We start from the raw sequence: 23542 nt of genomic DNA, 5'->3' as shown, positions 1-23542 counted from the left end.
AGAGTTGTGCGTGCGTGCGAACGGGAAGCCAGTTCCAATCAGACAAGCCTATTAGACGACAAGTTCGCCACGCGCGGGAGGGCGGGAGCGATAACGACTCGCGACAATTGTCCGGCAAGCTTTTACTAACCCTCGCCCGCCGAAGTTTGCCATCTCAGCCTGCCGCAATCCTCTCGCCGCATGCGGAAAAACCCTTGCCCCCGCCGGACGTCGTACTTACACTGCGAGGCTCTCACCTTTCTTGGAGTATGCCCCGCAATGCATGGTTTTGAAGAAGCTGGACCGGCCAAGCCGGATGACCCGAACGATAACCGACCTTGGTACAAGCTGCTCACGCGCTATCACTGGTTTGTGCTAATTGTCGCTGCCCTCGGCTGGCTGTTCGACTGTCTCGATCAACAACTCTTCATTCTCGCCCGACCGCAGGCCATGGCCGAGTTGCTCCAGCATCTCAAGCCCGACCCCGTGGCATTCAAGTTCTGGACGCAAACCGGCGGCGATATCGCCACCAGTGTGTTCATTGCCGGTTGGGCAACCGGTGGTCTGATTTTCGGCATGTTAGGCGACCGCATCGGTCGTGCCAGAACGATGGTCATTACCATTTTGCTCTATTCGCTCTGCACAGGCCTCAGTTCGCTGTCGCAGACGGTCTATGACTTCGCCTTCTACCGATTTCTCACTGGGCTCGGTGTCGGTGGTGAGTTCGCGGTCGGTGTCGCGCTCGTCGCCGAAGTAATGCCAAGCAAGGCACGACCATTCGCACTCTCACTTTTGCAAGCTCTCTCGGCGTTTGGCAATATTAGCGCCGCGCTAATTAACTGGCAGCTGGGTTTGATGGAAGGGGAGGGGCTGGAAAGCATCTCGTTCCTGCCATCCTTCCTGGCCACCCCGTGGCGAATCATGTTTTTGATTGGTGCCCTACCTGCTTTGCTCGCACTGGTGATTCGTCGCCGGCTGAAGGAACCAGAGCAGTGGGAAAAGGCATCGAAAGGTGGTGTCGTCGAGAAGCAGCTTGGCTCATACAGCGAGTTGTTCTCGCATCCCGTCTGGCGCAAGCACGCGCTCTTCGGTTTGATGCTGGCGTGTTCCGGCGTAATCGGTCTGTGGGCGGTCGGCTTTTACACGCCTGACTTGATTCGCCAGGTCCAAACGAAGCCCTTGACCGAAGCCGTCTACCAACGAGAAATCGCGGCCGCCAAAGCAGCCAGCGATGCCACGCGAGTGCAGAACCTAGAAACGATTCACCAATTGTGGGTCGCCAACAAGGAAGCTGAGACACCCACCGATCTGCTCGATATTAAAAAGATTATCGATGCGGAAGTAAGAAGGGATTTGACGAAGTACCAAAGCTTGACGTCGATCGCCATTAACATTGGTGCATTCTGCGGCATGTTCGGCTTCGGTTATTTATCGCACTTTATTGGCCGCAAGCCGACTTTTGCCATCGCCCTGCTGGCCGCCTTTGGCACCACGATCTACGTGTTTTTGACGCTGCAGCATATGTGGCAGATCTTCGTGCTGGTGCCAATTATGGGCTTCTGCCAATTGTCCCTATTTGGCGGCTATGCGATCTATTTTCCCGAGTTGTTTCCCACACGACTGCGCAGCACGGGAACCAGTTTTTGCTACAACGTGGGTCGCTTTGTCGCGGCCCTCGGTCCCGTGGTGAAAATTGGTCTGAATGCCCTCTTCGCCAATTACGATGAACCGCTGCGTTACGCTGGTGCCACGATGTGCGCGGTGTTCCTGATCGGGCTGTTTGCTTTGCCCTTCCTGCCAGAAACGAACGGCAAGCCCTTGCCCGAGTAGGGACGAGCGTGAATGTGACGTTGAAGGATCCTGCTGCGGCCAAGATTGATTGGCCGCGGCATCTGGCGCGGCTGTCGATCATTGCCGCAGTGGCCTGCTGCCTGATTCAGGTGGCTTATGCGCAGCTGAGCGCGAAAGAGAAGTCGCCGGAGTGGAGTTCTGCCGATCGAGTTGTCTCGGCGGTAGGAATAGCCATGCTGCTTAGCGGCACCACTCTCGGGCTGACGGCGCTCGCCGCGGCCATTCGCCGCAGCAATTACGATACGGGCGTGATCGCCGTGATCGGCCTCTTCATTAACGGCGGCTTGCTCGCGCTGATTGCTTGGTGGGTGCTGATCGTGCGGCCGTCGTTGCCGCTGGAATAAGCCAGGGCCTTGGCAATTTTAGGGCTCGTTGGCTTGGCCTGCGGCCGCTTGAGATTGTCCCGAAACATTATCCCGACCCGCTGAGGTGAATCGCTGCAACCGTTCAGCGATTATTTAGCCAGCGGCTCCGCTCGCCATCTTCGCGAAGCGGATGAGCGCAGCCAAGCGAAGCTACGGTGTAGCAAGAACGGCTTCAGGAGGATTATCGGGACGGAGTCAAGCAGCTGAGGCAGAGGCCAACGAGCCCGAAAAACTTCCCGACCCCGAGATGATTTACGTCGCCAAATCGCAAAAGGGGGGTGTTGATAAATGCGGGAGTTTATCAACACCTTTTTGCGTGGCGCTCGAGAGTTGCGCTAGGTGATGTTGATAAAGCCAAGTCATTTGTCAACAAAGAGGATCCACCTGGCGAGCGCGCAGCGGGCGCAAGTCCGTCTGGTAAGCTGCTATTTCGCGTCTCTTTGCCGTACGCGGCGCTTCTCGGTGCGATCGATCTGCACGACCACGCCATCCTGAATGATGATGTTGACCGTGCCATACCGCAGGCCGCGCAGGGCTTCGCGAATGTGCTGCATGTCTTGCTCCCGTTCATCGCGCGCGTGCGAATTATGCTGGCGATTGACGACGGTCGCTTGCTGTTGGGTCTCACCATTGGCCATGACGGAGCTCCGGGCAGGAGAGCAAGTGTTAGATGACATATTCGGGAACGAAGACGCGGACCTTCTTGGGGGACACAAACACGTGATCGCCCGCGTGCAGATTCAACTCGGCAAATTGCTCAAAGGGCAAATCGACTTGTAACTCGCGGCCATCGCTGGCAGCGAGAACGATCTTGGCATAGGAGCCGGCGGGATTAATTCGCGAGACGGTTGCCGGCAGTGAAGGGGTGCCGTTGGCGTGCAGTTCGATTTGCAACTCGTGCGGACGAATGTAAACGTTGGCGTTCTGCGCCGGCTTCTGCTCCATGCTGGGCACGTTCACCAGCAAGTTCCCCAGCTGTGCCTGGCCGTTTTCGATGCGACCATGAAAGACATTCACGTTGCCGAGAAAATCCATCACAAACTCGGAGGCCGGGTTATGGAAGACTTCGCTCGGAGTGCCGACTTGCTCGATTCGCGCATTGTTCATGACCACCACGCGATCGGCCACTTCCAGGGCTTCTTCCTGATCGTGCGTCACGAGAATGCTGGTGACGTGCAACTCGTCGTGCAAACGCCGGAGCCAATTGCGCAGGCCTTGACGCACCTTGGCATCGAGCGCGCCGAAAGGTTCATCGAGCAGGAGGACGCGCGGCTCAATGGCGAGTGCCCGAGCCAGTGCCACGCGCTGGCGTTGTCCGCCAGAGAGTTGTGCGGGGAAACGTTTGCCGAGATTTTCGAGTTGAATCAACTTCAGCAGGCGATTGACTTTCTCGTTGATTTCGTCATTACTGGGGCGCAAATGGCGCGGCCGCACCCGCAGGCCGAAGGCGATGTTCTCGAACACGCTCATGTGCTTAAAGAGCGCGTAGTGTTGAAAGACGAAGCCCACTTGCCGCTCGCCGACTTGTCGCCGAGCGACATCTTCGCCGTGGAACAGGATGGAACTACCCGGGTTGTCGTCGGGAATCTCCAGCCCGGCGATAATCCGCAGCAATGTCGTTTTGCCTGAACCTGAAGGGCCCAAGAGCGCGACGAGCTCGCCGTCTTTCACATGCAGGTTCACGTCGCTGAGCGCGGTGTAACTGCCGAAGGTCTTGGTGACGTTACGGACATCGATACTCATGATTAGGCCTCTGCCGACGACGGCTCAAGGGATTGATGAAGATCCTGCTGAACCTTCCACTCGAGGTAGGACTTGGCCGCGAGAGTTATGAGGCCGAGCAGGGCGAGCAGGGATGCCATCGCGAACGCGGCGACGACGTTGTATTCGTTGTAAAGAATCTCGACATGGAGCGGGATTGTGTTCGTCTTGCCGCGAATGTGGCCGGAGACCACCGAGACGGCACCGAACTCACCCATCGCGCGGGCATTACCCAGGATCACGCCATAGAGCAGGCCCCATTTGATGTTCGGCAGTGTGACCCGGCAAAAGGTTTGCCAACCACCTGCACCCAGCGACAGGGCCGCTTGTTCTTCGTCCGACCCTTGCTGCTGCATGAGCGGAATGAGCTCGCGGGCAATGAAGGGGAACGTGACAAAGATCGTCGCGAGGACAATGCCCGGCACAGCGAAAATGATGCGAATGTTGTGTTCCGCCAGCCAAGGACCAAGCCAGCCCTGCAACCCGAACAGAAGCACAAAGATCAAACCCGAGATCACCGGCGAAACGGCAAATGGCAAGTCGATGAGCGTGATCAGCAGGCTCTTGCCCTTGAAATCGAATTTGGCAATCGCCCAGGCAGCGGCCAAACCAAAGACCAGATTCAGGGGAATCGAGATCCCCGACGCAATCAGCGTGAGCTTGATGGCTTGCCAGGCAGCCCGGTCGTCGAAGCTCTTGAGGTAAGCGCCGACACCATCTCGAAAGGCTTCGATGAAAACGATCGAAAGGGGCAGCACGAGCATGAGGCCGACGAATGCCAGCGATAGGCTAATGAGCAGCATTTGCAGCCAGAGCGGATCGTTGGCAGCGCGGCGGTTCTTGCCTCCCGACGAGGCAGCAGATGGATGCGACATGGATTTAGCCTCTTTGGTAACCTCGGCCAGTCCACCACTGCAGCAAGTTGATTGCCAGCAGCAACACAAACGACGCCAGGAGCATGACCACGGCGAGCGCTGTCGCGCCGGCATAGTCGTATTGTTCGAGCTTGGTAATGATCAGCAGTGACGTAATCTCTGTCTTCATCGGCTGGTTGCCAGCGATGAACACGACCGAGCCGTATTCACCCAGCGCGCGGGCAAAGGCCATCGCAAAGCCAGTGAGGAGCGGCGGCAGTAGCGACGGAACAATCACGCGCAGGAAGGTTTGCCAGCGACTGGCACCGAGGCTGGCCGCGGCTTCTTCCGTTTCGCCATCGAGTTCTTCCATGGCCGGCTGCAAGGTTCGCACGACGAAGGGGAGACCAATGAAAGTCAGGGCGATCGATATCCCGAGTGGCGAGAACGCACTCTGAATCCCCAGGGGATAGAGAAACTGCCCAATCCAGCCCGTCTTGGCATAAATGGCCGTGAGCGCGATGCCAGAGACAGCCGTCGGCAGTGCGAACGGTAAGTCGATGAGGGCATCGAGAATCTTGCGACCTGGGAAACGATATCGGACCAGGCACCACGCGACAATGAAGCCGAACACGGAGTTCACCAAGGCGGCGACCAGCGATGTGCCAAACGTCAACTTGTACGATGCCACCACCCGCGGCTCGGTGACGATTTCCCAAAATCGTGCGGGGGTCAAGCTCGCGGCGCGGAGAAACATCGCCGAGAGAGGCAGGAGCACAATCAAGCCGAGATACGACAGCGTGAAACCGAGTGTCAAGCCGAAGCCCGGCAACACACTATGTTGCTTGAAGACAAATTGTTTGAACGAGGGCCAGCGGAATGCGCTAGTACGCTCATCCGTGGGCACACTATACGTTGACATCGATTCGTTCCTCGTAGTCGAGTCATTCCATGACTCGCATCGCTGGTTTGGGGCGGACGTATTCAAGAGGACTCAGTCATGAAATGACTGAGTTACGCTGGGCCTAGTTGCCAGGCTGGTAGATCAAATCGAACACGCCGCCGTCATCAAAGTGTTCGGCTTGGGCTTTGTCCCATCCGCCGAACACATCGTCGATCGTGAATAACTCGACATTCAAAAACTGCTTCCGCTGCTCATCCGAAATCGAATCCGGAATCGCAGGGCGGTAATAATGTTTGGCGGCCAGTTGCTGACCTGCGGGCGAATAGAGATGCTGCAAATACGCTTCGGCAACTTCGAGCGTTCCCTTGCGCTGGGCGACCTTCGTCACGACCGCCACCGGCGGTTCCGCCAGAATGCTGAGGCTGGGGACAACAATTTCGTACTTGTCCGGGCCAAGGTCTTTCACCGCCAGGAACGCTTCGTTCTCCCAGGTAAGCAGCACGTCGCCGAGGCCGCGCTGGGTAAACGTGTTGGTCGAACCACGGGCTCCTGAATCGAGCACGGTGACTCGCTTGTATAGCTGCGAAATGAACTCGCGGGCCTTCGCTTGGGCAGCTTTCACTTCTTCAGCGGCAGCTGGATCGTTCAGCTTTTTCAGGTCACCTAACTCGCGCTTCAGCACAGACCCCCACGCAGCGAGGTAGTTCCAACGCGATCCGCCGCCCGTCTTCGGATTGGCGGTGATGATCTCAATTCCTGCTTGAGTCAAATCGCCCCAGTCTTTGATTCCCTTGGGGTTCCCCTTCCGGACAAGGAACACGATGGTGGATGTATAGGGGGCACTATTGTGTGGAAGTTTTGACTGCCAGTTTTCATCCATCAGCTTGGCCTTCCGTGCGATCGCACTCAGGTCGTAGCCGACGGACAAGGTCACTACGTCGGCTTCCAGGCCATCGATAACCGCGCGGGCCTGTTTGCCGGAACCTCCATGTGACTGTTCGACAGTGACGTCCTGACCGGCCTGCTTCTTCCAGACGTCGGCGAAGGACTTGTTGAACTCCACGTAGAACTCTCGAGTCGGGTCGTACGAGACATTGAGTAGTGTGACCTTGCTTGGCTTGGCCCCGGCCTGATTCACCCCGGTGGTTGGTGTCGTCGAATTGGAGCAACCAAAAATTGCCCCAGCAAAAATGATGGCCAGCGGCACAAGGATGGCAATAGAGCGGAATGACTTGGTCATAAAAGGAGAGCCTGAGAGGAGCTTACTTGCGAGGCGGGGAGTTCAATTTCGAGCGATATCGTTCGCTCGATGCCCTTCCTATCGCAAGGGTTGTGCCGCGGAGAACAAGCAATCCGAGGCACCGTAAAGTCAACTCAGGCGCTCAAAACCGAGAGATTTGGACACGATCCGTGATATATGATGGATTGGATCCAGCAAATATCATGGACAGCAATCGCCCGTGATGGGCTGCAGGAATCGAGACGACGATGGAACGCTACGGCGAACTACTGCTGGATATTTGGCGGGAAGCCTGCCGGCACATTGAAATCAACGAATCAGCGACCACGATCGCTAAAATGCTAGCGGCGCACCTTCCGCTCTCAGCACTGATCGTTCGTCGTTTCGATTTGCAACACTCCAGCATCGACACGGTGGCTGAAGGGCAGCCCGTGGAGCAGTTTCTGCACGCCACGCTGAAGACACCTTGCACCCCAGCTAAGTTCAAACGGGTGATTTCTTGGGCCGAGACCGCGGAAGTGCTGCACGGTCAGCGACTCAAGCGGTCCGGTGATTTGGCCGCCGTAGTGCCCGATGAGATTGAGGGAGAGGTATTGGCCGGGCCACTGATGAATCCCGATGGACCGGCGGGTGTGTTGCTGCTTGTCGCGAATCACCAACGAGTGTTCCAAGATAGCCACTTAGCTCTGGTGAAGCAGTTACTCGAGCCATTTTCCGCCGCACTTGAAAACGATCGTCGTCTACACGAGCTCAATGCCCTGCGCGAAGCAGCGGAAGCTGACCGTCGCGCGCTCCTGTCCCGCCTCGGTCGCAATGAAATGAGCGAGACGATTGTAGGTGCAGAGGCGGGACTGAAGAACATCATGGAGCGTGTGCAGCTTGTCTCGCAATCGGACGTTCCAGTGTTAATTCTCGGCGAGACAGGAACCGGGAAAGAAGTCGTGTCGCGGGCGATTCACACCCGCTCGCCTCGCTCGCAGGGGCCATTTATCCGCGTGAACTGCGGTGCGATTCCACCAGAATTGATCGACTCTCAGCTATTCGGTCATGAGAAAGGAAGCTTCACTGGCGCTGCTGACTCGCGCAAAGGCTGGTTCGAGCGGGCTGATGGCGGGACGCTGTTTCTTGACGAAATGGGCGAATTGCCGCTGCCGGCGCAGGTTCGCTTGCTGCGCGTGCTGCAAGACGGCTACATCGAGCGTGTGGGCGGGCAGCAGCCACTGCGCGTCGATGTGCGACTGGTGACGGCCACGCATCGCGATCTCGCTTCAATGGTGAAAGCTGGCACTTTTCGCGAGGATCTCTGGTATCGGATTAACATCTTCCCCATCGTCTTGCCGCGACTCAATCAGCGCAAAGAAGACATTCCTGCACTGGCCCGGCACTTTGCCCAGCGGGCAGCCACGCGCTTTGGTTTGACGCCGGTCGAGCCCTCCGAAGCAGATTTGCAAACGCTGAGCAATTACGCCTGGCCAGGGAATATTCGCGAACTTGGGGCGGTGATTGACCGGGCGGCCATTCTGGGCGACGGTCGTTCGCTGGAAGTGTCCAAAGCGCTCGGGTTTCTCGATCCGATCATCACTCCGCCGACTTCGACTGAATATGTATCACCCACGCTCTATGAAGTCACGACCGACGACTTGCGCCCCTTATCAAAGCCTGCGATTTCTTCGCTCGATGAGGCCATGAAGCAACATATTGAGCGGGCTCTGCAAGCGACAGGTGGCCGGATTGAAGGTCGCCGCGGGACCGCGGCACTGCTGGGAATCAATCCACACACGCTCCGCGCCCGCATGCGAAAGCTGAAAATCGACTGGTCCCGCTTTCGTCCCAACGACGAGCCCGTCTGGTAGGGGGATTGGTGCTAAGGAATCGTGCCAGCCGTCGCATTGACCGCTGGCATAATCGAGATACCAACGGAACTTTTCACGTTGCGGCAGCGTCAACGTCGTGCGGAGGTGCGTTAACTCCGCACCCAATTGGGCGAAAATGCCAGCTAACCGGTAAAGTTTGAGCGGAACAGTGGCAACGCCCATGGGAGGCAATTAGACTGGCCTACTACCGCGGAATTCGCTGGACTTTTCGAACTTCGGCATTTCGGCCACCCAATTCAAATCGGCATCTCCCGGACCTCACCCCAAGGGTCACTGTCGTGAGCTTCTCGGCGCAACGTCAAAAATCTATGCGTGCAAACTCGCCTCGGGCAAACGCCTCCGTCGATCGTAATCGCAAGTCGCGTAAGCACTTTCGGCGATCATTCCTTGAGCAACTCGAGCCCCGTCAGTTAATGACGGTTGTTCCTGGTACTCCCACCTTCGATGACAAACTTCCGGGCGACGATCCGCTTGGCAGTAACCCCATCGGCAAGGTGAGCGAGACGGACCCGCGCGTACAGAGTTGGTCCACAGCCGAGTTCAAGTCAGATCGTCTGACCGTGCGCTTCATGGACACAGTCACCCTGCAGGAAGCGGAAGCTTCCATCGCAGCCGAAGCCCCTGGTACCACGATCAAAGAGTGGGACGATGAACTAAAGATGGCGTTTCTCGAGCTGCCTGCCGACAGCGACGAGATCGATTTGGGCCATCGTTTCCTGCGAATGAGCAATACGCTCTATGCCGAACCTGATTTCGTCCTGCACATGCGGGCCACAATTCCCGACGACACGTTTTTCCCGCGACAATGGGCGCTAAACAACACCGGCCAGATCCACGACGGAATCAACTTCCCCCCACCAGCGACTCCTCCCGTACCAGCTCCGCCACCGCCGATTGGTGCGCCTGATGCAGACATTGATGCCCCTGAGGCCTGGGATCTAACGACCGGCAATCCCGACGTAGTCGTGGCGATTCTCGATTCGGGGGTACACACCCTCAATACGGATTTGCAGCCCAACATTTGGGTGAATCCGCGCGAACTGCCAGACTTGATCGATAACGACGGCAACGGCTACATCGACGATTACAACGGAGCGAACACGGCCGATCGCAACGGCGACATTGTCGACTACTTCGGTCACGGCACACAGATGGCGTCGATCATCGGTGCCCAAGGAAATAACTCCTCGCGCATCTCCGGTGTCTCTTGGAATTCCAAGTTCATGCCGGTCAAGATCTCGGACACCACGAACACCATTACGGTGACCGGCGCGATTGGCGGCTATAAGTACGTCCAACGCATGAAGCAGACGTTTGGCGTCAATATTGTCGCGGCAAATGCCAGCTTTGGCGGCTCGCAATACAGCTTCGCCGAATTCGATGCGGTGCAAAAGATGACCGCTGCCGGAATTTTGCTGGTTGCTGCCGTCGACAATACGGGTGTGAATCACGACATCTTTCGCGATTACCCGAGCAGTTACAACATCAATGAAATCATCGCTGTGTCGGCCTCTGATGATGCGGATTTCCCGCTTGCCAACATGAACGTGTTGTCGGCAGGTTTCGGCCGCGCAACAGTCGATATTCATGCGCCTGGATACGAAATTCTGGCACTAACCCTGCCTTACTCTGATCCGGGGCCGCCAATCGCCGTCTACACTCGTGACGTCTTCACGGGGACTTCCTTTGCGGCGGCTCACGTTACCGGCATTGCTGCCCTGGTGAATTCGCTGGCTCCCGGCCTGACTGCGCTGGAAACCAAGCAGTACATCATGGCCGGTGCCGACTACAAGTCGACGCTTGACTTCCTATCGGTCAGCAATGCTCGCGCCAATGCTCGCGGCGCATTGGACGCGATTCCGACGAATACCTTCACGGGCACCGTGTTTTCAGATGCGAACGGTAATCGTGTTTACGACTCGATTGGCGAAAATGGATTGGCCGGTTGGACGATCTACCTCGACGTCGACAACGACGGTGTGCGTGATGCCAATGAACCGTCCACGATGAGTGCCGCTGATGGCTCGTACGTTCTCAATGCCTACGCGACTCCGGGCACTTACAACTTGCGTCAGGTTCCGCAGCCGAACTTTGTGCAGACAGCGCCAAACACCAACGGCGGAGCGCATCGAGTAACTCTGGCCAATCGCAACGTCGATTTCAGCGGAATGAACTTCGGCAACCGGCAACAGGCCGGCACGATCGTGGGGCACAAGTTTAATGATTTGGATGCCGACGGCGTGCAAGATCCTGGCGAACCAGGCATCGCCAACATCACGTTCTATGTCGATTTGAATAACAACTCGATCTACAACGTGGGTGAGCCGGCTGCCAAAACCGATGCGAATGGCAATTTTGTCATTCCTAACATCCAGCCGAATACCTATTCGGTGCGTGAAATTATTACGCCCGGTTATTTACCAACACTGCCTACCACGACATTGCCGAATGGATTGCCCGATGCTGTGCTGACGGTCACGGTCACCAGCAACTTGCCTAACGATCCACCGTTGCTGTTCGGCAATCGCGTGGCTCGCGATTGGGGTGACTTGCCAGAAGGTGGCGCAGTCGACATTCCCACTTACAAGACTTTGAGCGCGAACGGCGGCCCATCGCATGGCATTCTGACTGGCTTTATGCTCGGCACGGCCATCGACTTCGAGACTGACGGCCTGCCATCCAGCAGTGCCTTGGGTGACGATCAATCGCCAACACCCGCCACCGGCGATGACGAAGATGGCGTCGTGTTTCGCAACATCGCGCCCGGGGAAATGGGCATCGTCGACGTGCGAACGACTAACATAGGTCGCTCTGCGGGCTTATTGCACGCCTGGATGGACTTCAATCGCGACGGTGACTTCGACGATGCTGGCGAACAGATTTTCAAGAATCTTCAACTGGCCGATGGGTTGAATTTGGGACTTGAGTTCCCAATTCCCGTCGATGCTACCACCGACGATACCTATGCTCGCTTTCGCTATACCTACGACCGCAACATAGGTCCGAACGGCCCCGCCAAGGCCGGTGAAGTGGAAGATTATCTAGTCGAGGTCTTCACTGCTGGTCCGACCGGCGAGGACGACCAGTTCCCTGATTGGTTGTTCCCACCACCGGTCGATTACCCGGCTGATGAGTTGATCAAAGAAGGTAGCGTCGACAACCCGCTCGATGTACTGCGGAACGATCCCTTGCCGCTCGCGCCGTTTGACACACTCACCATCGTGGCCAGCGATTTCCCCAAATACATTGACCACGGCAATGGCAGCATTAGTGTCATCACCGTTGACACTGTGAATCAGGTTCTGCTCTACACGCCGGGCACGGGCGCCAGTCCGTTCACCGGAATAGAATCATTTACCTATCGTGTTACCAACGGCGATACTGATCCCGACACGGGGCTCCCTTTAATCTCGGACGAAATCACCGTCAGTGTGAATGTAACCGCGAAGGATCCAAGGGCGGTCGATGATACATTCACGATCGAGAAGAACACGAGCGGAAATCCGGTCAAGACTTCCTACACGCTCCCCGTGCTCGTCAACGATGTAAACACACCGAGTGCCCCGATCAGTCTGTTGACTTTTACGCAACCTGATTATGGTTTTACGGTTCCAACGCCCACTGTCGTGCAAGTTGGCAACGATTTAGTCATTACCCCGCCTGATGACTTTACCGGCACGGTGCAGTTCAGCTACACCATCACCGATCTCGACCCCAACACGGCCGATTCAACCGCGCAAGTCACAATTCAAGTGACGAACGTCAATAACCAACCGCTCGATCCGGATTATCAGGCCAAGATCATTGTTCGCGTCTTTTCGGATCCGGGGTTGACGCAAGAGGTGGGTGTGGATCCGTCCGCACGGATCGATGTCGGCATGACATTCTACGTCGGAGTCTTTGCTGAAGACCTTCGTCCGGGTGGCAGCGACCTGGATCGTGGTGTAGAAGCCGTCTTCCTCGATCTGCTTTACGACCGGCGCTACGCGGCCGCTCACCTGGTCGAGTCGCCATTGGGATCCGGAAATTTCGTTCCTGAAGTCATCTTCAACCCGGCCTACCGCTTCTTCGACGAGAACGGAATTTTTGGCTCACCCGACGGAATTGTGAACGAGTTCGGTGCCGTCCATGACACATCGAATCTAGTGCCACCCAACGACCCGCCGTTTGGTACTGGCGAAATCTTGATTGCGACGTTGAGCTTTGATGCCATCGCCTCGACGCCTGCACCAATCGAGTTCCGCGCTGATCCAGCCGAAGACGATCAAGACCGAACCCAGATCCTGCTGGCACCTCCAGTTGGCCTCGATCCGCCGATCCCTCAGCAGGTCACAGATGATCTCGTTTTCCTACAAGCTTCGGCACCTTTCAACATCAAGGTCGTCGGGGCTCCTGAGTTCGTAAACGAGATCAATGCACTTGACGTCAATGCCGATACGAAGATTACCGCGTTCGATGCGATCAGCGTCATTAACGAGTTGAACACGATCGGTACTCGCCGCTTGAGCGACTATGATTTGGCCATTGGTGGCGCTTTGCCCCCTACTTACTATGTCGATACCAACCGCGACGGCCTGATTACGGCCTTCGATGCCTTGGTCGTCATTAACTGGCTCAATGCTCACCCGCTGCTGCCGAGCGCTTCGGCCGGAGAGGACGTCGGCAATAGCGAGACATTCGCTGCTCAAACGTCGTCCGTGGTCAGCAGCTTTGCGGCTGGTGAAGCGGTCGAAGAATCTCCTGTCAGCAGTGCTTCTTCAACACCAGTCCTCTTTGCACTGACGCCAGTCAGCCAAGGCACGCTGGCAAGCGAATCTGCTCCTGTTGGTGCGGTCAGCAATTTCAGCAACGACAACGAGCTCCTCTACTTGTCGGCCGTCGATCAGTTGATGGCGCTGACTGGCGAAGATGATAGCGACAATGCAGATGATTCGACCGACAGCAGCGACGCACCAGCGGCCGATTGGCTCAGCCTGGGGCCCCAACTGCGAAGTAGCCTGCTCGACTGATCGGTAAGTTGCAAAACCGCGAATAGATTCACACCACTGCTGGCCGCCAGTAGTGGTGTTTTTGTTGACCGTCACAGCCTGCCCGGACACTCAATCTTTTAAGGCACCAGTGAGTGTCTTGCCATCGGTGGGAAAGTTGTCGACGCCCAGCAGCCTCGCGATAGTCGGGGTGAGGTCGATGTTCTCAACGTCCGCCAGTTTTACTCCAGCCCGAATGCCCCGGCCACTCAGCACACACAGTGCATTCATTTTTGGGAGAGTGGAAATGAAACCATGCGACCCTAGCGACGTTTTTGCTTCGATGTTGGTGGTAACAAACGTCTCTCCTTCGGCCGATCCGGACACAGCATAACCGTCCTTGGCTACCAACACCGCATCGGGTGCCTGGTTGTATTCGCGCGGATGAGGCAGGCCATACTCGGCAAAGCGTTCGGGGAACAGTACATCCGCGACGCCTTCCTGGCCACTCATCAGTTCCTTGAACTTCTCTCGATCGGCTGGAGCATCGCCTGGATTGGTGCAGTAGACGAGGCCAATGCCTCCTTCAGGAAAGACATGCACGCGGGCCTCGGTAATCTTGCCTGCAGTGACGGAGAGGAGCTTCTGTTGCCGCAGAATCACGTTAGGGCGGATAGCTTTCGGAGTCATCGCAAAACCATGATCGGCCACCACAATGAACGTGGTCTTGTCAAAAATGCGCGCCTCCTTCGTCGCTGCCACCAGCTTGGCCAAGCAAGTGTCGGCATACGCATTCGCGGTGTAACCCGAGGGAGTTTGCGCGCCGAGCGCATGATGCGTAGCATCGCAGTTGAGCAGGTGGACCAGCAACAAATTGGGTTTGCGTTGACGAATCAAATGACAGGCCGCTTCAGTCCACACCAGATCGCGACCAACGACGCTGTTCGCCGCGAACGAGGCCTGTGTTTCATCGGTGAGGATTCCTTGCTGCACCAGTTCCGAGCGCAAGCGTGGCGTCATGTGCGTCACCTGATCTGGCACGTCCGAAAAAGTATCGTCCAGCGTTTTCGAGTTGCGTGTGCAGGGCCAGTTGATATCGCCGGTCGTTAATCCGGCCGCATGGGCGGCGTCGAAGATCGTTGGCACACGAATAAGGTCGCGCTGATCGCGTCTCGGATCGACCACGGTCGGCAAGCCAATCGCACCGCGCACCAGCACACCATTCGCCAGCACGCCGTGCTTCTCCGGCCGCACACCTGTCACGATGGACGAATGATTGGGCCAGGTGACGGATGGGTTCGAGACCTTCATGCCATTTTCGCCAGTTGCGCCTTCGCGCGCAAGCTTGCGAATGGTGGGGATCGGCGCTTTGAGATCGTCGAGCAAAAACGCTGCGAGACCATCGATACTCACCACAATCACATGGCTGTCGCGATTCGCTCCGTGGGCCGGTGAAGCAAGGCAGTTGAGCAAACACACCAACAGGGCAACGAATAGCCGAATAACCAAACGGGTCATGGTTAGTACTCACAATTTGCAGAAGTCGAAGGCCGCAGAGCGGGACGGTCTCCGCTGCGCTGGCTGGACTACTTTAAGCATTCGCAGCGGGTGCGACAGCAAAGGAGAACTTATTTTGCGGCGATTCGTTCCGCTCGTTGCGAGTGGGCGAATAGTCGACCACCTTCACTTGCCGGCCATCGGTACTGAATTCCATCAGCCGCAGCCAGCCATCACCACCATTGGGTTTCATTTGGAAGTTGACCAACATTTGTGGCACTGCGCGGCCCCCGGGCGTCTTCGTCGTGACGCGCCCCAAGCCATCGTTGAGCACATGGCCATTGAGGGTGCAGATAAAATTCTCGTGTTTGCTCACGAGATTCTGCCACAACTCCTCGCCATCGCTGACGTCGTCGTTGGTGGCTTTGGCTACGCCGTAGTTGTGTGGATTCCAGGTTTGCTTAGCACCGTACTTTTTCCAGTCGTAGCGGGTTTCGTCGTAATACATGTACGCGTGAGTAATTAGAATCGCCGCTCGATTCTTGTGCTTCGCCGCCACTTCGTTTGCCCAGCGCACGACGTCTTAACGCGGACCAAATTCAAGGCCGATAACAACGAAATCGGTGCCGCCTGCCGAAAACAGGTGTGCACTGTTTTCGATGCGATCGGGCTCTTTGTCGTAGACGCAATCGAGCGATTTCAGCGATTTGATCTTGGCAAGCGGGAAATACTCGTTCATCCGCGTCGTGCGATCTTTGCAACCGCCGCCGCTGCTGTAATCGTGGTTGCCGGGAACCATCGCGTACGGCAATTTCTCATTCAGCACGTCCATGGCCTTCACGGCGTTTTGCCATTCGGCTTCGCTATTGTGATTGGTAACGTCGCCCAGGTGCAGCACTGAGGCGATGTTGAAGTCTTTCTGGTTCTCGACGAGCCACGTCGTTTGCGCCAAGAAGTTCTCTGGGTACTTCTCGCTGTAATGCTGGGTATCGGGAAGGACCGCGATCGTGAACGCACCCTTGGCCGGCTTCTCCGGTTCACCCTTCACGAACACCGCGTCGGCATAGGGATCTACTTTGGGAGCCTTGGCTTTGGTCTCGGGCGCGATCGGTGGTGTGGCTTTGGTGGCTGGAACTTGACCCCACGCGATCATTGCGGGCGAAAGGGCCCAAGCTGTACCGACCTGGAGAGCGCTGCGGCGAGATAGGCGAATCATGACAAGGGACTCCGGCGGGGAGGAAAACGGCGACAGAATACGCACGAGAGATTGCTCATCGCTAGGCGAGAAACTCGCAGTATCCTATCGTCCGCCAAAGCCAATGCCTATTGATTAGCCGCCATCTACTCGCAAACTTTACTCTGCGTTAACGGGCAACACAGAGCTCGGTTGAGGTTAGCGGGCAGAAAAGCGACCTCGGCAACAAGCGGCCTCAGTGTGCTAGTTTGGCGCGAACCGCAAAAGAGGGGTGTTCAATTAAGGGGTTATTAATTGGACAGCGAGATGCTTAACTCTCGGGTTTCCGAGCGATTGGTGTTCAACAATCGAGGGTATTGTTGAACGTTTAGGTTGAAAATGGGGTTTGAGATTTCGCGGCGAAGTGGTGCTGCAGGATCTGGAAGCGACCACCGCAACTAACGGAGTTGCAATCAGTTGGAGATTGCGTCCTTCGACGGTGCCGAAGCGCCTGGAATCCTCAAACAGGCCGCCGCAATCGCCACCAGTGAAATCGCAATCATGGCTGGATGAAAAAAGACCGAACCCTGCCAACGCGGAAGAGTCATCACTGCAAAAGATTCCGCGTCGAATTCTGCGGCGACAACATTCGTCGGTAAGTTCCAGGTCGCCATTTGTTCCCACCCGTCCTTGGTCCGGCGCCAACCATCGTCCAGTCCGTTGTCCTGTGCGCGCACATCCACTGTGGCAGAAAGAACGAGCAATAAAGTTCCAATCGCACCAGTTGTTTTTAAGAGCGCGAAGCTGCGGCTGGTGACGATCATGCTGGTTCTCGCGGAGCATGGCAAAGAGATGTCCCGCCAGCCTCGACCAGGGATGATCCGGCAGAATCATCCCTGGTCCGGCTAGCAGGAACCTGGATCATCACTTTGCAGCCATCGTGCCTGATCTAATTGCGATCGGTGCATTGAGTTGCAACGTGTTGTGTTCGCGAGACTTGGGCCGTGGAGGGCTGTTCGCCGAGAAACCTGAGCGTTGACGCTCGGCAACGTCGACAGTGGCGAGAAGACAACACTGGGTGAAAGGTCAACTTCGCTCTCGGCAAGAGGGGGTTGAGATGGACTTGCTGATTGCCTCGCTCTGATTTGACGCGGGCTGGAGTCGACCTAAGTTTGAGCAAGCGTTGACGTATCCGGTTGTGAGCCAGCCAGCTGGGGACGCGCCGCAAAACGTCATTCTTCCATGCCTGCCCCGCAGTGAGAAGCGAACCCTCATGTCGAATCAAACTCCCAGTCTGAAAGAATTGCTCGGTAGTGCTCAACTGCCGGCCTTGCCACAGAGCGCCATCCGTTTGCTCGAACTCTCGCAGAACCCGGACAATGGTCCTGCAGAGTTCGCCGTGCCAATCGAAGCCGATCCGGGCCTGACCGGCCAGGTGCTGAAGTTCGTGAATTCGTCGTACTTTGGTTTTTCTCGCGAGATCTCCAGCGTCAAGCTCTCGATCACGCTGGTTGGCATCCGCACAATCAAAAACTTCGCGCTCTGGAGCGCCGTGTTCAGCTTAATGCCGAATCCGAAGTGCGGTCCGTTCGATCTCAAGAGCCTGTGGCAGGATTCACTGCGCCGCGGCCTGTTCGCCCGCGCGTTCGGCAAACTCAAAGGCTGGAAAGAAGCAGAAGATCTCTTTGCCGCCGCGTTATTGCAAGATATGGCCGTCCCACTGCTGGCCAAAGAACTGCCGGCGCAATATCTCACGCTGCTCGAAGGTCGCAACAACGGTTCGAGCCGCCTCAGCGATCTCGAACAAGCCAAATATGGCTGGACCCACGCCGATGCTGCTGCTGTGATGGCCCGCAGTTGGAGCCTGCCCGAAGAATTCGCTCGCCTGATCGAAAGCCACACCAAGCTCAATCAGTTGATTGCTGCTGATAGCAAAGACATCGGCGCACTGGCCGTGGCACTGTCGTCGTCTCTTCCCGCTGCCAGCGACAAGTTGTGGGCCGAGCGAGAAGCGTTTGTCGAAGCGTTCGCGAAAATTGCCGGGCCCACAGCCAATCCAGCTCAGACGCTCGCTATTGTCGACAAAGAGTTCACCGAGTTCGCGCCGGTGCTGAAGCTGGTTGCACCAGCAAAGTCGCTGGTGCAATACTTCGAAGAACAACCGGTCGCTGTTTAGATAAGAGCTGGCAATCAAAAAAGGGCACCGTCCGGCCGACGTCACCGAAGTGACATCTGCACCGGACAGGTGCCCCGCCAGATTCAGGTTGGGCAACCGCGTTCGCTTATCCCTCTTCGACAAGCGTGACTTGGTGAAGGCAAAAGCAATTGCCGTACCAGAATTGAAAAGATTGATTATTGTGCGCTGATTGCGAGATTCCTTGACTCTGCCCACTGCTTCGCAATTGAGCGCAGTGCCTTCGGGTCGCTTTAGATGACACGCGTGCAGTGAGAATCGACACAGGCTCCCTGCCAATCGACTCGCGGACCTCTCCCAGGTAGTTCAGCCCACGCGCGTCCGGTATGCTGTCGGATTCAGCGATTAGTCTTAGTTCTCACGGAGGGTTGGCATCATGATGCGTCGTCTGTTGTTCGTTGCGCTACCGCTTGTTTTGGCGGCAATCTGCCTGCAATCTTCCTGTTCCAGCATCGCGGCTGCCCAAGGTGCCGCTGCCGAAGTTCCGCTCATACCTCGAGCTAGGTTCTTCGGCAATCCCGAGAAAGCTCGCGCGCGGCTGAGCCACGATGGCAAACGGCTGGCGTACGTTGCCCCCGTCGAAGGAGTACTGAATGTCTGGGCCAGTCCCGACGACAATCCAGCCAATGCCAAGCCGATCACATTCGACAAGCACCGCGGCGTTGTCAGCTATATGTGGGCCTACACCAACAAGCACATTCTCTACACGCAAGATAAGAACGGCGACGAAGACAATCACGTCTACGCCATCAACCTCGATACGGGCAAAATCACCGATCTGACTCCAATCGAAAAGATTGCCGCGCAGATCGAAGGCTTCAGCGAAAACTTTCCCGAAGAGATTCTGGTCGGCATCAACGATCGAGGTGAGCGGCACTATCACGACATCTACAAGATCAACATCAACACTGCTGAGAAGAAGTTGGTGAAGTTGAACCCGGGATTCGCGGGCTTTTTAATCGACGACAACTACGAAGTGCGTCTGGCGATGAACTTTTCGCCGACTGGCGGCCAGGTCTACCTGCAGCCCGATGGCATGGACGGCTGGAAGCCGTTCATGGAGATCGGCGTTGCCGATGCGATGACCACTTCGCCAGCTGGTTTCAACAAAGAAGGGGATAAGCTGTACATGCTGGATAGTCGCGGTCGCAATACGGCCGCGCTCAAACTGATGACGATCAAAACGGGCGAATCGGAACTGCTGGCCGAAAACGACCGGGCCGATATTTCCGGCGCACTTGCCCATCCCACCAAGAAGACCGTGCAAGCCGTCAGCTATACGTTCACTCGCACCGATTGGAAAATTCTCGATCCAGCGATTCAACCTGATTTCGACTATCTCAAGACGGTTACCGATGGCGAATTGCAAATCACCGGACGCACGCTCGATGATACGCGCTGGAGCGTGGCCTACGTGATGGACAACGGGCCGGTACAGTTTTACATCTACGATCGCGCACCGAATCGCAAGGTGACCTATCTCTTTAGCAGCAATCGCGAGTTGGAAAAACTGCCGCTGGTAAAGATGCACCCGCAGGTAATCAAGAGCCGCGATGGGCTGGAACTCGTCAGCTATCTAACCCTGCCCAAGGGGAGCGACGCCGATGGCGACGGTCGCCCCAATGAGCCGCTGCCGATGGTGCTGAACGTGCATGGCGGCCCATGGGCGCGCGACGATTGGGGATACGACCCGGAGCATCAACTGCTGGCCAACCGCGGTTATGCCGTGCTAGCAGTAAACTATCGTGGCTCGACAGGCTTCGGCAAGGAATTCATTAACGCGGCCGACAAGGAGTGGGCCGGCAAGATGCACAACGATCTGATCGACGCCGTGAATTGGGTCGTCGACAATAAGATTGCTCGCAAAGACAAAGTGGCCATCATGGGCGGTAGTTACGGCGGCTATGCGACACTGGTCGGGCTGACCTTTACCCCCGACGTGTTTGCCTGCGGTGTCGACGTCGTTGGCCCTTCGAGCCTGATCACGCTGCTTAGCAATCCGCCGCCATACTGGATGCCCTTCATGCCGGTGATGAAGGTTCGCGTCGGTGATCACCAATCGGAGGAAGGAAAGAAGTTCCTCGAGTCGCGCTCGCCGCTGCTCATGGTCGACAAGATTCAGCGTCCGCTGCTGATTGGTCAGGGGGCGAACGACCCGCGCGTGAAACAACCCGAAGCCGATCAGATTGTGAAAGCGATGAACGAACGGAAGATTCCCGTGACCTATGTGCTGTTTCACGACGAAGGGCACGGCTTCTCACGTCCACCGAATCGCTTTGCGTTCTACGCCATCACCGAAGCTTTCTTGGCACAGAATCTCGGCGGTCGCTTTGAACCCATTGGCGATGCCTTCACCGGTGCCGATTTCAGCGTGCCGAGTGGTGACGATCAAGTCCCCGGGCTAACCGAAAAGCTGAAGGCTCGCCCGATGCGAGCAGCGAAGTAAGCGACATTTTTCGTAGTCCAGTCACTCCGTGACTTGACTACGCGGAATGTGAGTCATGGAATGACTCGTTTACGGTGGAATATTACACCAGCCGCAATACCGCCCGTGCGGCGAGCCAGATTTTGGTCGATTGGCTCAGTTGCACGCGAGTGCGAAAAATGGCCGCCGGATCAGCTTCCATCTTTTTGAGCAGCCGATCATAGGTTTGATGCATTAACCAGTAAAGTCGGCGGGCCGGTTCGGGAACATAGCTCAAGCCTTGCCAGGCGGAAGCATAGAGCGCGTTTGAGCGGACGATTTGAAATCGCACTAGCTCGATCATGCTTGCAGTTGGCTCGCCGCTCAACAAGTCGTTTTCAGTCACCCCGAAGCGAGCAAGTTCATCTTGCGGCAGATAGATTCGGCCAACCTGCGCGTCGCTACGGACATCGCGCAGGATGTTCGTAAGTTGCAGCGCCAGTCCGCAGTCGATGGCTGGCTGCAATGCCCGTTCGTCGGTGCAATCCCAAATCTGCAAACATGCTAGTCCCACGCTGGAGGCCACTCGCAAGCAGTACTCTCGCAGTTCATCCCAATTTGCATATCGCCTTGGAGACAAATCCATGGCACAGCCATCGAGCAGGTCGTAGCAATGCCGGGGCTGAATCTGATAGTGCTGGATCGTGTCAATCAGCGCTGGAAAGAGCATTCCAACGGGCTTGCCGGCCAGAGAGTGATCGAGTTCGTGACGAAATTGTTCCAGTGATGTTCGCCGGTCCCGTTCACTCCCTGGGCAATCGACCAGATCATCTGCCTGGCGAGCAAAGGCATAGAGCGCATCCATACCCCGCCGCTGATCGTGCCTGAGGAGCCAGAAAGCGCGAGCCAGATTGGAGCGAGCGCGAAGAACCACATCTCGGCAATGGCGATAGCTTTCTTCCAAACGCGGTTCGCGGTTCTTGCCCGGCATCTTCCGTGAATTCAATCAGTAGCTGAATTCGCCAGAATTCAGAGACCTGAAACGTCTGAATTCTGGCGAATTCAGCTACTTCCGTTGTCCTGCTTACTCTGCCGGCAAACCGCGAGCATAGGACCCGAGCACATTCAGTTTGTCGGTCTTGCGACCGAGGGCGAGGAGTGCGCTCTTCACTTTCGAGTCGCCTTGGTGCCCCTCGAGTTCTACGAAGAACAGATACTCGTTCTTGGTGTTGGGCATCGGAAAAGACTCAATCCAAGTCATGTTCAGTCGGCCGCGTTTGAAGACAGCCATCGCATCGGCCAGCGCGCCGGGTTTATGAGGAATCGCAAACATCAGCGCTGTCTTATCGTGCCCCGTACGTTTTGGTGCATCGCCGCCAATGACCGCAAACCGCGTGACGTTGCTCTTGTTGTCTTCGATGTTGGCGTCGATCACATTCAGGCCGTAATTCAATCCTGCTTCGTAGCTGGCCACGGCTGCAGCGCCGGGTTTATCGACGGCGATCTGCGCGGCGAGCGCGGTGCTGGTCATTTCGACCGTGCGGACGTTAGGTAAGTTCTTGGCAAGCCAATCGCGGCACTGAGAGAGAGCTTGGGGTTTGCTGTAAACCTCGGTGATTTGCGACCGCGTGCATTTGCCCAGCAGTTGGTGATGAATCTTGAGTTGCACTTCGCCGGTGATTTGCAGCGGCACGCGAGCGAACATGTCAAGGGTGTCGACCACGCGGCCATCGGTCGAATTCTCAATCGGCACAATGCCATAGTTCGCTTCGCCGACATTCACCGCTTCGAACACAGCTTTGATAGTGGCCATCGACAACAGGTCGAGTGAATCGCCAAACCGCGCAATGCCGGCCAAATGGCTATAGCTGTACTTCGGACCGAGATAGGCAATCCGCAACGGCTGGATCATGCTCCGGGCCTGGCCTTGCAGTTCGCGCCAGATGCTTCGCAGGCCAGCTTCGCTCAGTGGACCTTTGTTGGCTTCGAGCAACTTTTGAAATGCAGCGTGGTCTTCGCCCATGTCATGCAGCAGGCCACCTTCCTGCTGCCGAGCTTTGGCCAATTTCTGGCAGGTGCGCGCCCGATCGCTGATGACCTTAAGCAACTCGCGATCGAGCCGTTCCAGTTCCTTGCGGGCAGCAGCGGCCGACGAACCAGCAGCGGTGTTCTTTTTGCTCATGGGAGTCATTCAGAGAGAGGTTTGGTTTCCGCTAGGGGCTCGCTTGGGCAAGGCTGCGAAAGCATTCCAGCGAACCAACTTGTAATGAGCTAGCTATCGAGTGTCAACCAATTAGCCGATCTGCCGGGCGATTCCCTAGCAACTCTGGCCGTAACTGCCACATTGGCAATTGTAGTTTGTCTGTTCCAAAGGGGAGGAAAACCAAGTGTCAATTTGGCAGGAGTGCGTGCGGAACTGTCGCTGCGAGCAGAACCTTGCCTGTCTTAGATATTCTTAAGTCATTATCAGGTAATGTC

At 56.6% G+C, this 23542-nt stretch carries 17 protein-coding genes; 6 read left to right on the top strand and 11 right to left on the bottom strand.

Annotation, left to right across the window (positions count from 1 at the left end):
• Window positions 1-258 precede the first annotated feature (258 nt).
• Both ETAA8_RS22530 and ETAA8_RS22525 read left to right on the top strand, forming a co-directional pair.
• Window positions 259-1809: an MFS transporter gene (locus ETAA8_RS22530; RefSeq protein WP_145093643.1), complete on the top strand. Its 1551-nt coding sequence runs from the start codon at window positions 259-261 to the stop codon at window positions 1807-1809.
• 8 nt (window positions 1810-1817) lie between these two features.
• Window positions 1818-2174 (top strand): hypothetical protein, encoded by a 357-nt coding sequence (locus ETAA8_RS22525; RefSeq protein WP_202921201.1) that lies wholly within the window; start codon window positions 1818-1820, stop codon window positions 2172-2174.
• 446 nt (window positions 2175-2620) lie between these two features.
• Here the strand turns inward: ETAA8_RS22525 and ETAA8_RS34885 are convergent, their stop codons facing one another.
• From ETAA8_RS34885 to ETAA8_RS22500, 5 genes are all read right to left on the bottom strand, one after another.
• Window positions 2621-2833, bottom strand: coding sequence for a YezD family protein (locus ETAA8_RS34885; protein ID WP_202921200.1), 213 nt, complete (start codon window positions 2831-2833; stop codon window positions 2621-2623).
• A 28-nt stretch (window positions 2834-2861) separates the two neighbouring features.
• A complete protein-coding gene (locus tag ETAA8_RS22515) occupies window positions 2862-3938 on the bottom strand; it encodes a sulfate/molybdate ABC transporter ATP-binding protein (RefSeq protein ID WP_145093637.1) in 1077 nt (358 codons plus the stop codon).
• Window positions 3939-3940: 2 nt separating this feature from the next.
• Complete coding sequence (gene cysW / locus ETAA8_RS22510) at window positions 3941-4831, bottom strand: sulfate ABC transporter permease subunit CysW (RefSeq protein ID WP_145093634.1); 891 nt, start codon at window positions 4829-4831, stop codon at window positions 3941-3943.
• Window positions 4832-4835: 4 nt separating this feature from the next.
• On the bottom strand, window positions 4836-5732 hold the full coding sequence (gene cysT, locus ETAA8_RS22505) for a sulfate ABC transporter permease subunit CysT (protein WP_145093631.1): 897 nt from the start codon (window positions 5730-5732) through the stop codon (window positions 4836-4838).
• Between the two features lie 103 nt (window positions 5733-5835).
• Window positions 5836-6954, bottom strand: a complete 1119-nt coding sequence (locus ETAA8_RS22500; protein ID WP_145093628.1) for a sulfate ABC transporter substrate-binding protein — start codon at window positions 6952-6954, stop codon at window positions 5836-5838.
• Between the two features lie 248 nt (window positions 6955-7202).
• Between ETAA8_RS22500 and ETAA8_RS22495 the strand changes: the two genes are divergently transcribed.
• Window positions 7203-8807: a sigma-54 interaction domain-containing protein gene (locus tag ETAA8_RS22495; protein ID WP_145093625.1), complete on the top strand. Its 1605-nt coding sequence runs from the start codon at window positions 7203-7205 to the stop codon at window positions 8805-8807.
• A 434-nt stretch (window positions 8808-9241) separates the two neighbouring features.
• On the top strand, window positions 9242-13837 hold the full coding sequence (locus tag ETAA8_RS22490; RefSeq protein WP_202921199.1) for a S8 family serine peptidase: 4596 nt from the start codon (window positions 9242-9244) through the stop codon (window positions 13835-13837).
• Window positions 13838-13927: 90 nt separating this feature from the next.
• Here the strand turns inward: ETAA8_RS22490 and ETAA8_RS22485 are convergent, their stop codons facing one another.
• The 4 genes from ETAA8_RS22485 to ETAA8_RS22475 form a co-directional block, all read right to left on the bottom strand.
• On the bottom strand, window positions 13928-15313 hold the full coding sequence (locus ETAA8_RS22485) for an alkaline phosphatase family protein (RefSeq protein ID WP_145093619.1): 1386 nt from the start codon (window positions 15311-15313) through the stop codon (window positions 13928-13930).
• Window positions 15314-15386: 73 nt separating this feature from the next.
• Window positions 15387-15869, bottom strand: a complete 483-nt coding sequence (locus ETAA8_RS35410; RefSeq protein ID WP_238397501.1) for a metallophosphoesterase family protein — start codon at window positions 15867-15869, stop codon at window positions 15387-15389.
• A 6-nt stretch (window positions 15870-15875) separates the two neighbouring features.
• Window positions 15876-16508, bottom strand: coding sequence for a metallophosphoesterase (locus ETAA8_RS35405; RefSeq protein ID WP_238397496.1), 633 nt, complete (start codon window positions 16506-16508; stop codon window positions 15876-15878).
• A 431-nt stretch (window positions 16509-16939) separates the two neighbouring features.
• Complete coding sequence (locus ETAA8_RS22475) at window positions 16940-17290, bottom strand: hypothetical protein (protein WP_145093616.1); 351 nt, start codon at window positions 17288-17290, stop codon at window positions 16940-16942.
• 449 nt (window positions 17291-17739) lie between these two features.
• Here ETAA8_RS22475 and ETAA8_RS22470 point away from each other — a divergent pair, with 449 nt between their 5' ends.
• Both ETAA8_RS22470 and ETAA8_RS22465 read left to right on the top strand, forming a co-directional pair.
• The gene (locus ETAA8_RS22470; protein WP_145093613.1) at window positions 17740-18642 is read left to right on the top strand and encodes an HDOD domain-containing protein; all 903 of its coding nucleotides are present in this window, start codon (window positions 17740-17742) and stop codon (window positions 18640-18642) included.
• A gap of 394 nt (window positions 18643-19036) precedes the next feature.
• Entirely contained in the window at window positions 19037-21106 is a 2070-nt protein-coding gene (locus tag ETAA8_RS22465) for a S9 family peptidase (protein WP_202921198.1), read from the top strand.
• A gap of 82 nt (window positions 21107-21188) precedes the next feature.
• Here ETAA8_RS22465 and ETAA8_RS22460 read toward each other — a convergent pair whose 3' ends face one another.
• Window positions 21189-22055 carry a phytoene/squalene synthase family protein gene (locus tag ETAA8_RS22460; RefSeq protein WP_145093610.1) on the bottom strand — a complete coding sequence of 289 codons (867 nt, stop codon included), beginning with the start codon at window positions 22053-22055 and terminating at the stop codon, window positions 21189-21191.
• A 93-nt stretch (window positions 22056-22148) separates the two neighbouring features.
• On the bottom strand, window positions 22149-23246 hold the full coding sequence (gene pheA / locus ETAA8_RS22455; protein ID WP_145093607.1) for a prephenate dehydratase: 1098 nt from the start codon (window positions 23244-23246) through the stop codon (window positions 22149-22151).
• Window positions 23247-23542: the final 296 nt, after the last annotated feature.

The organism is Anatilimnocola aggregata, from assembly GCF_007747655.1.
GTDB classification, from domain to species: domain Bacteria; phylum Planctomycetota; class Planctomycetia; order Pirellulales; family Pirellulaceae; genus Anatilimnocola; species Anatilimnocola aggregata.
Note: the sequence above shows the minus strand (reverse complement) of the source record. Positions and strands in the feature narration are given on the sequence as shown.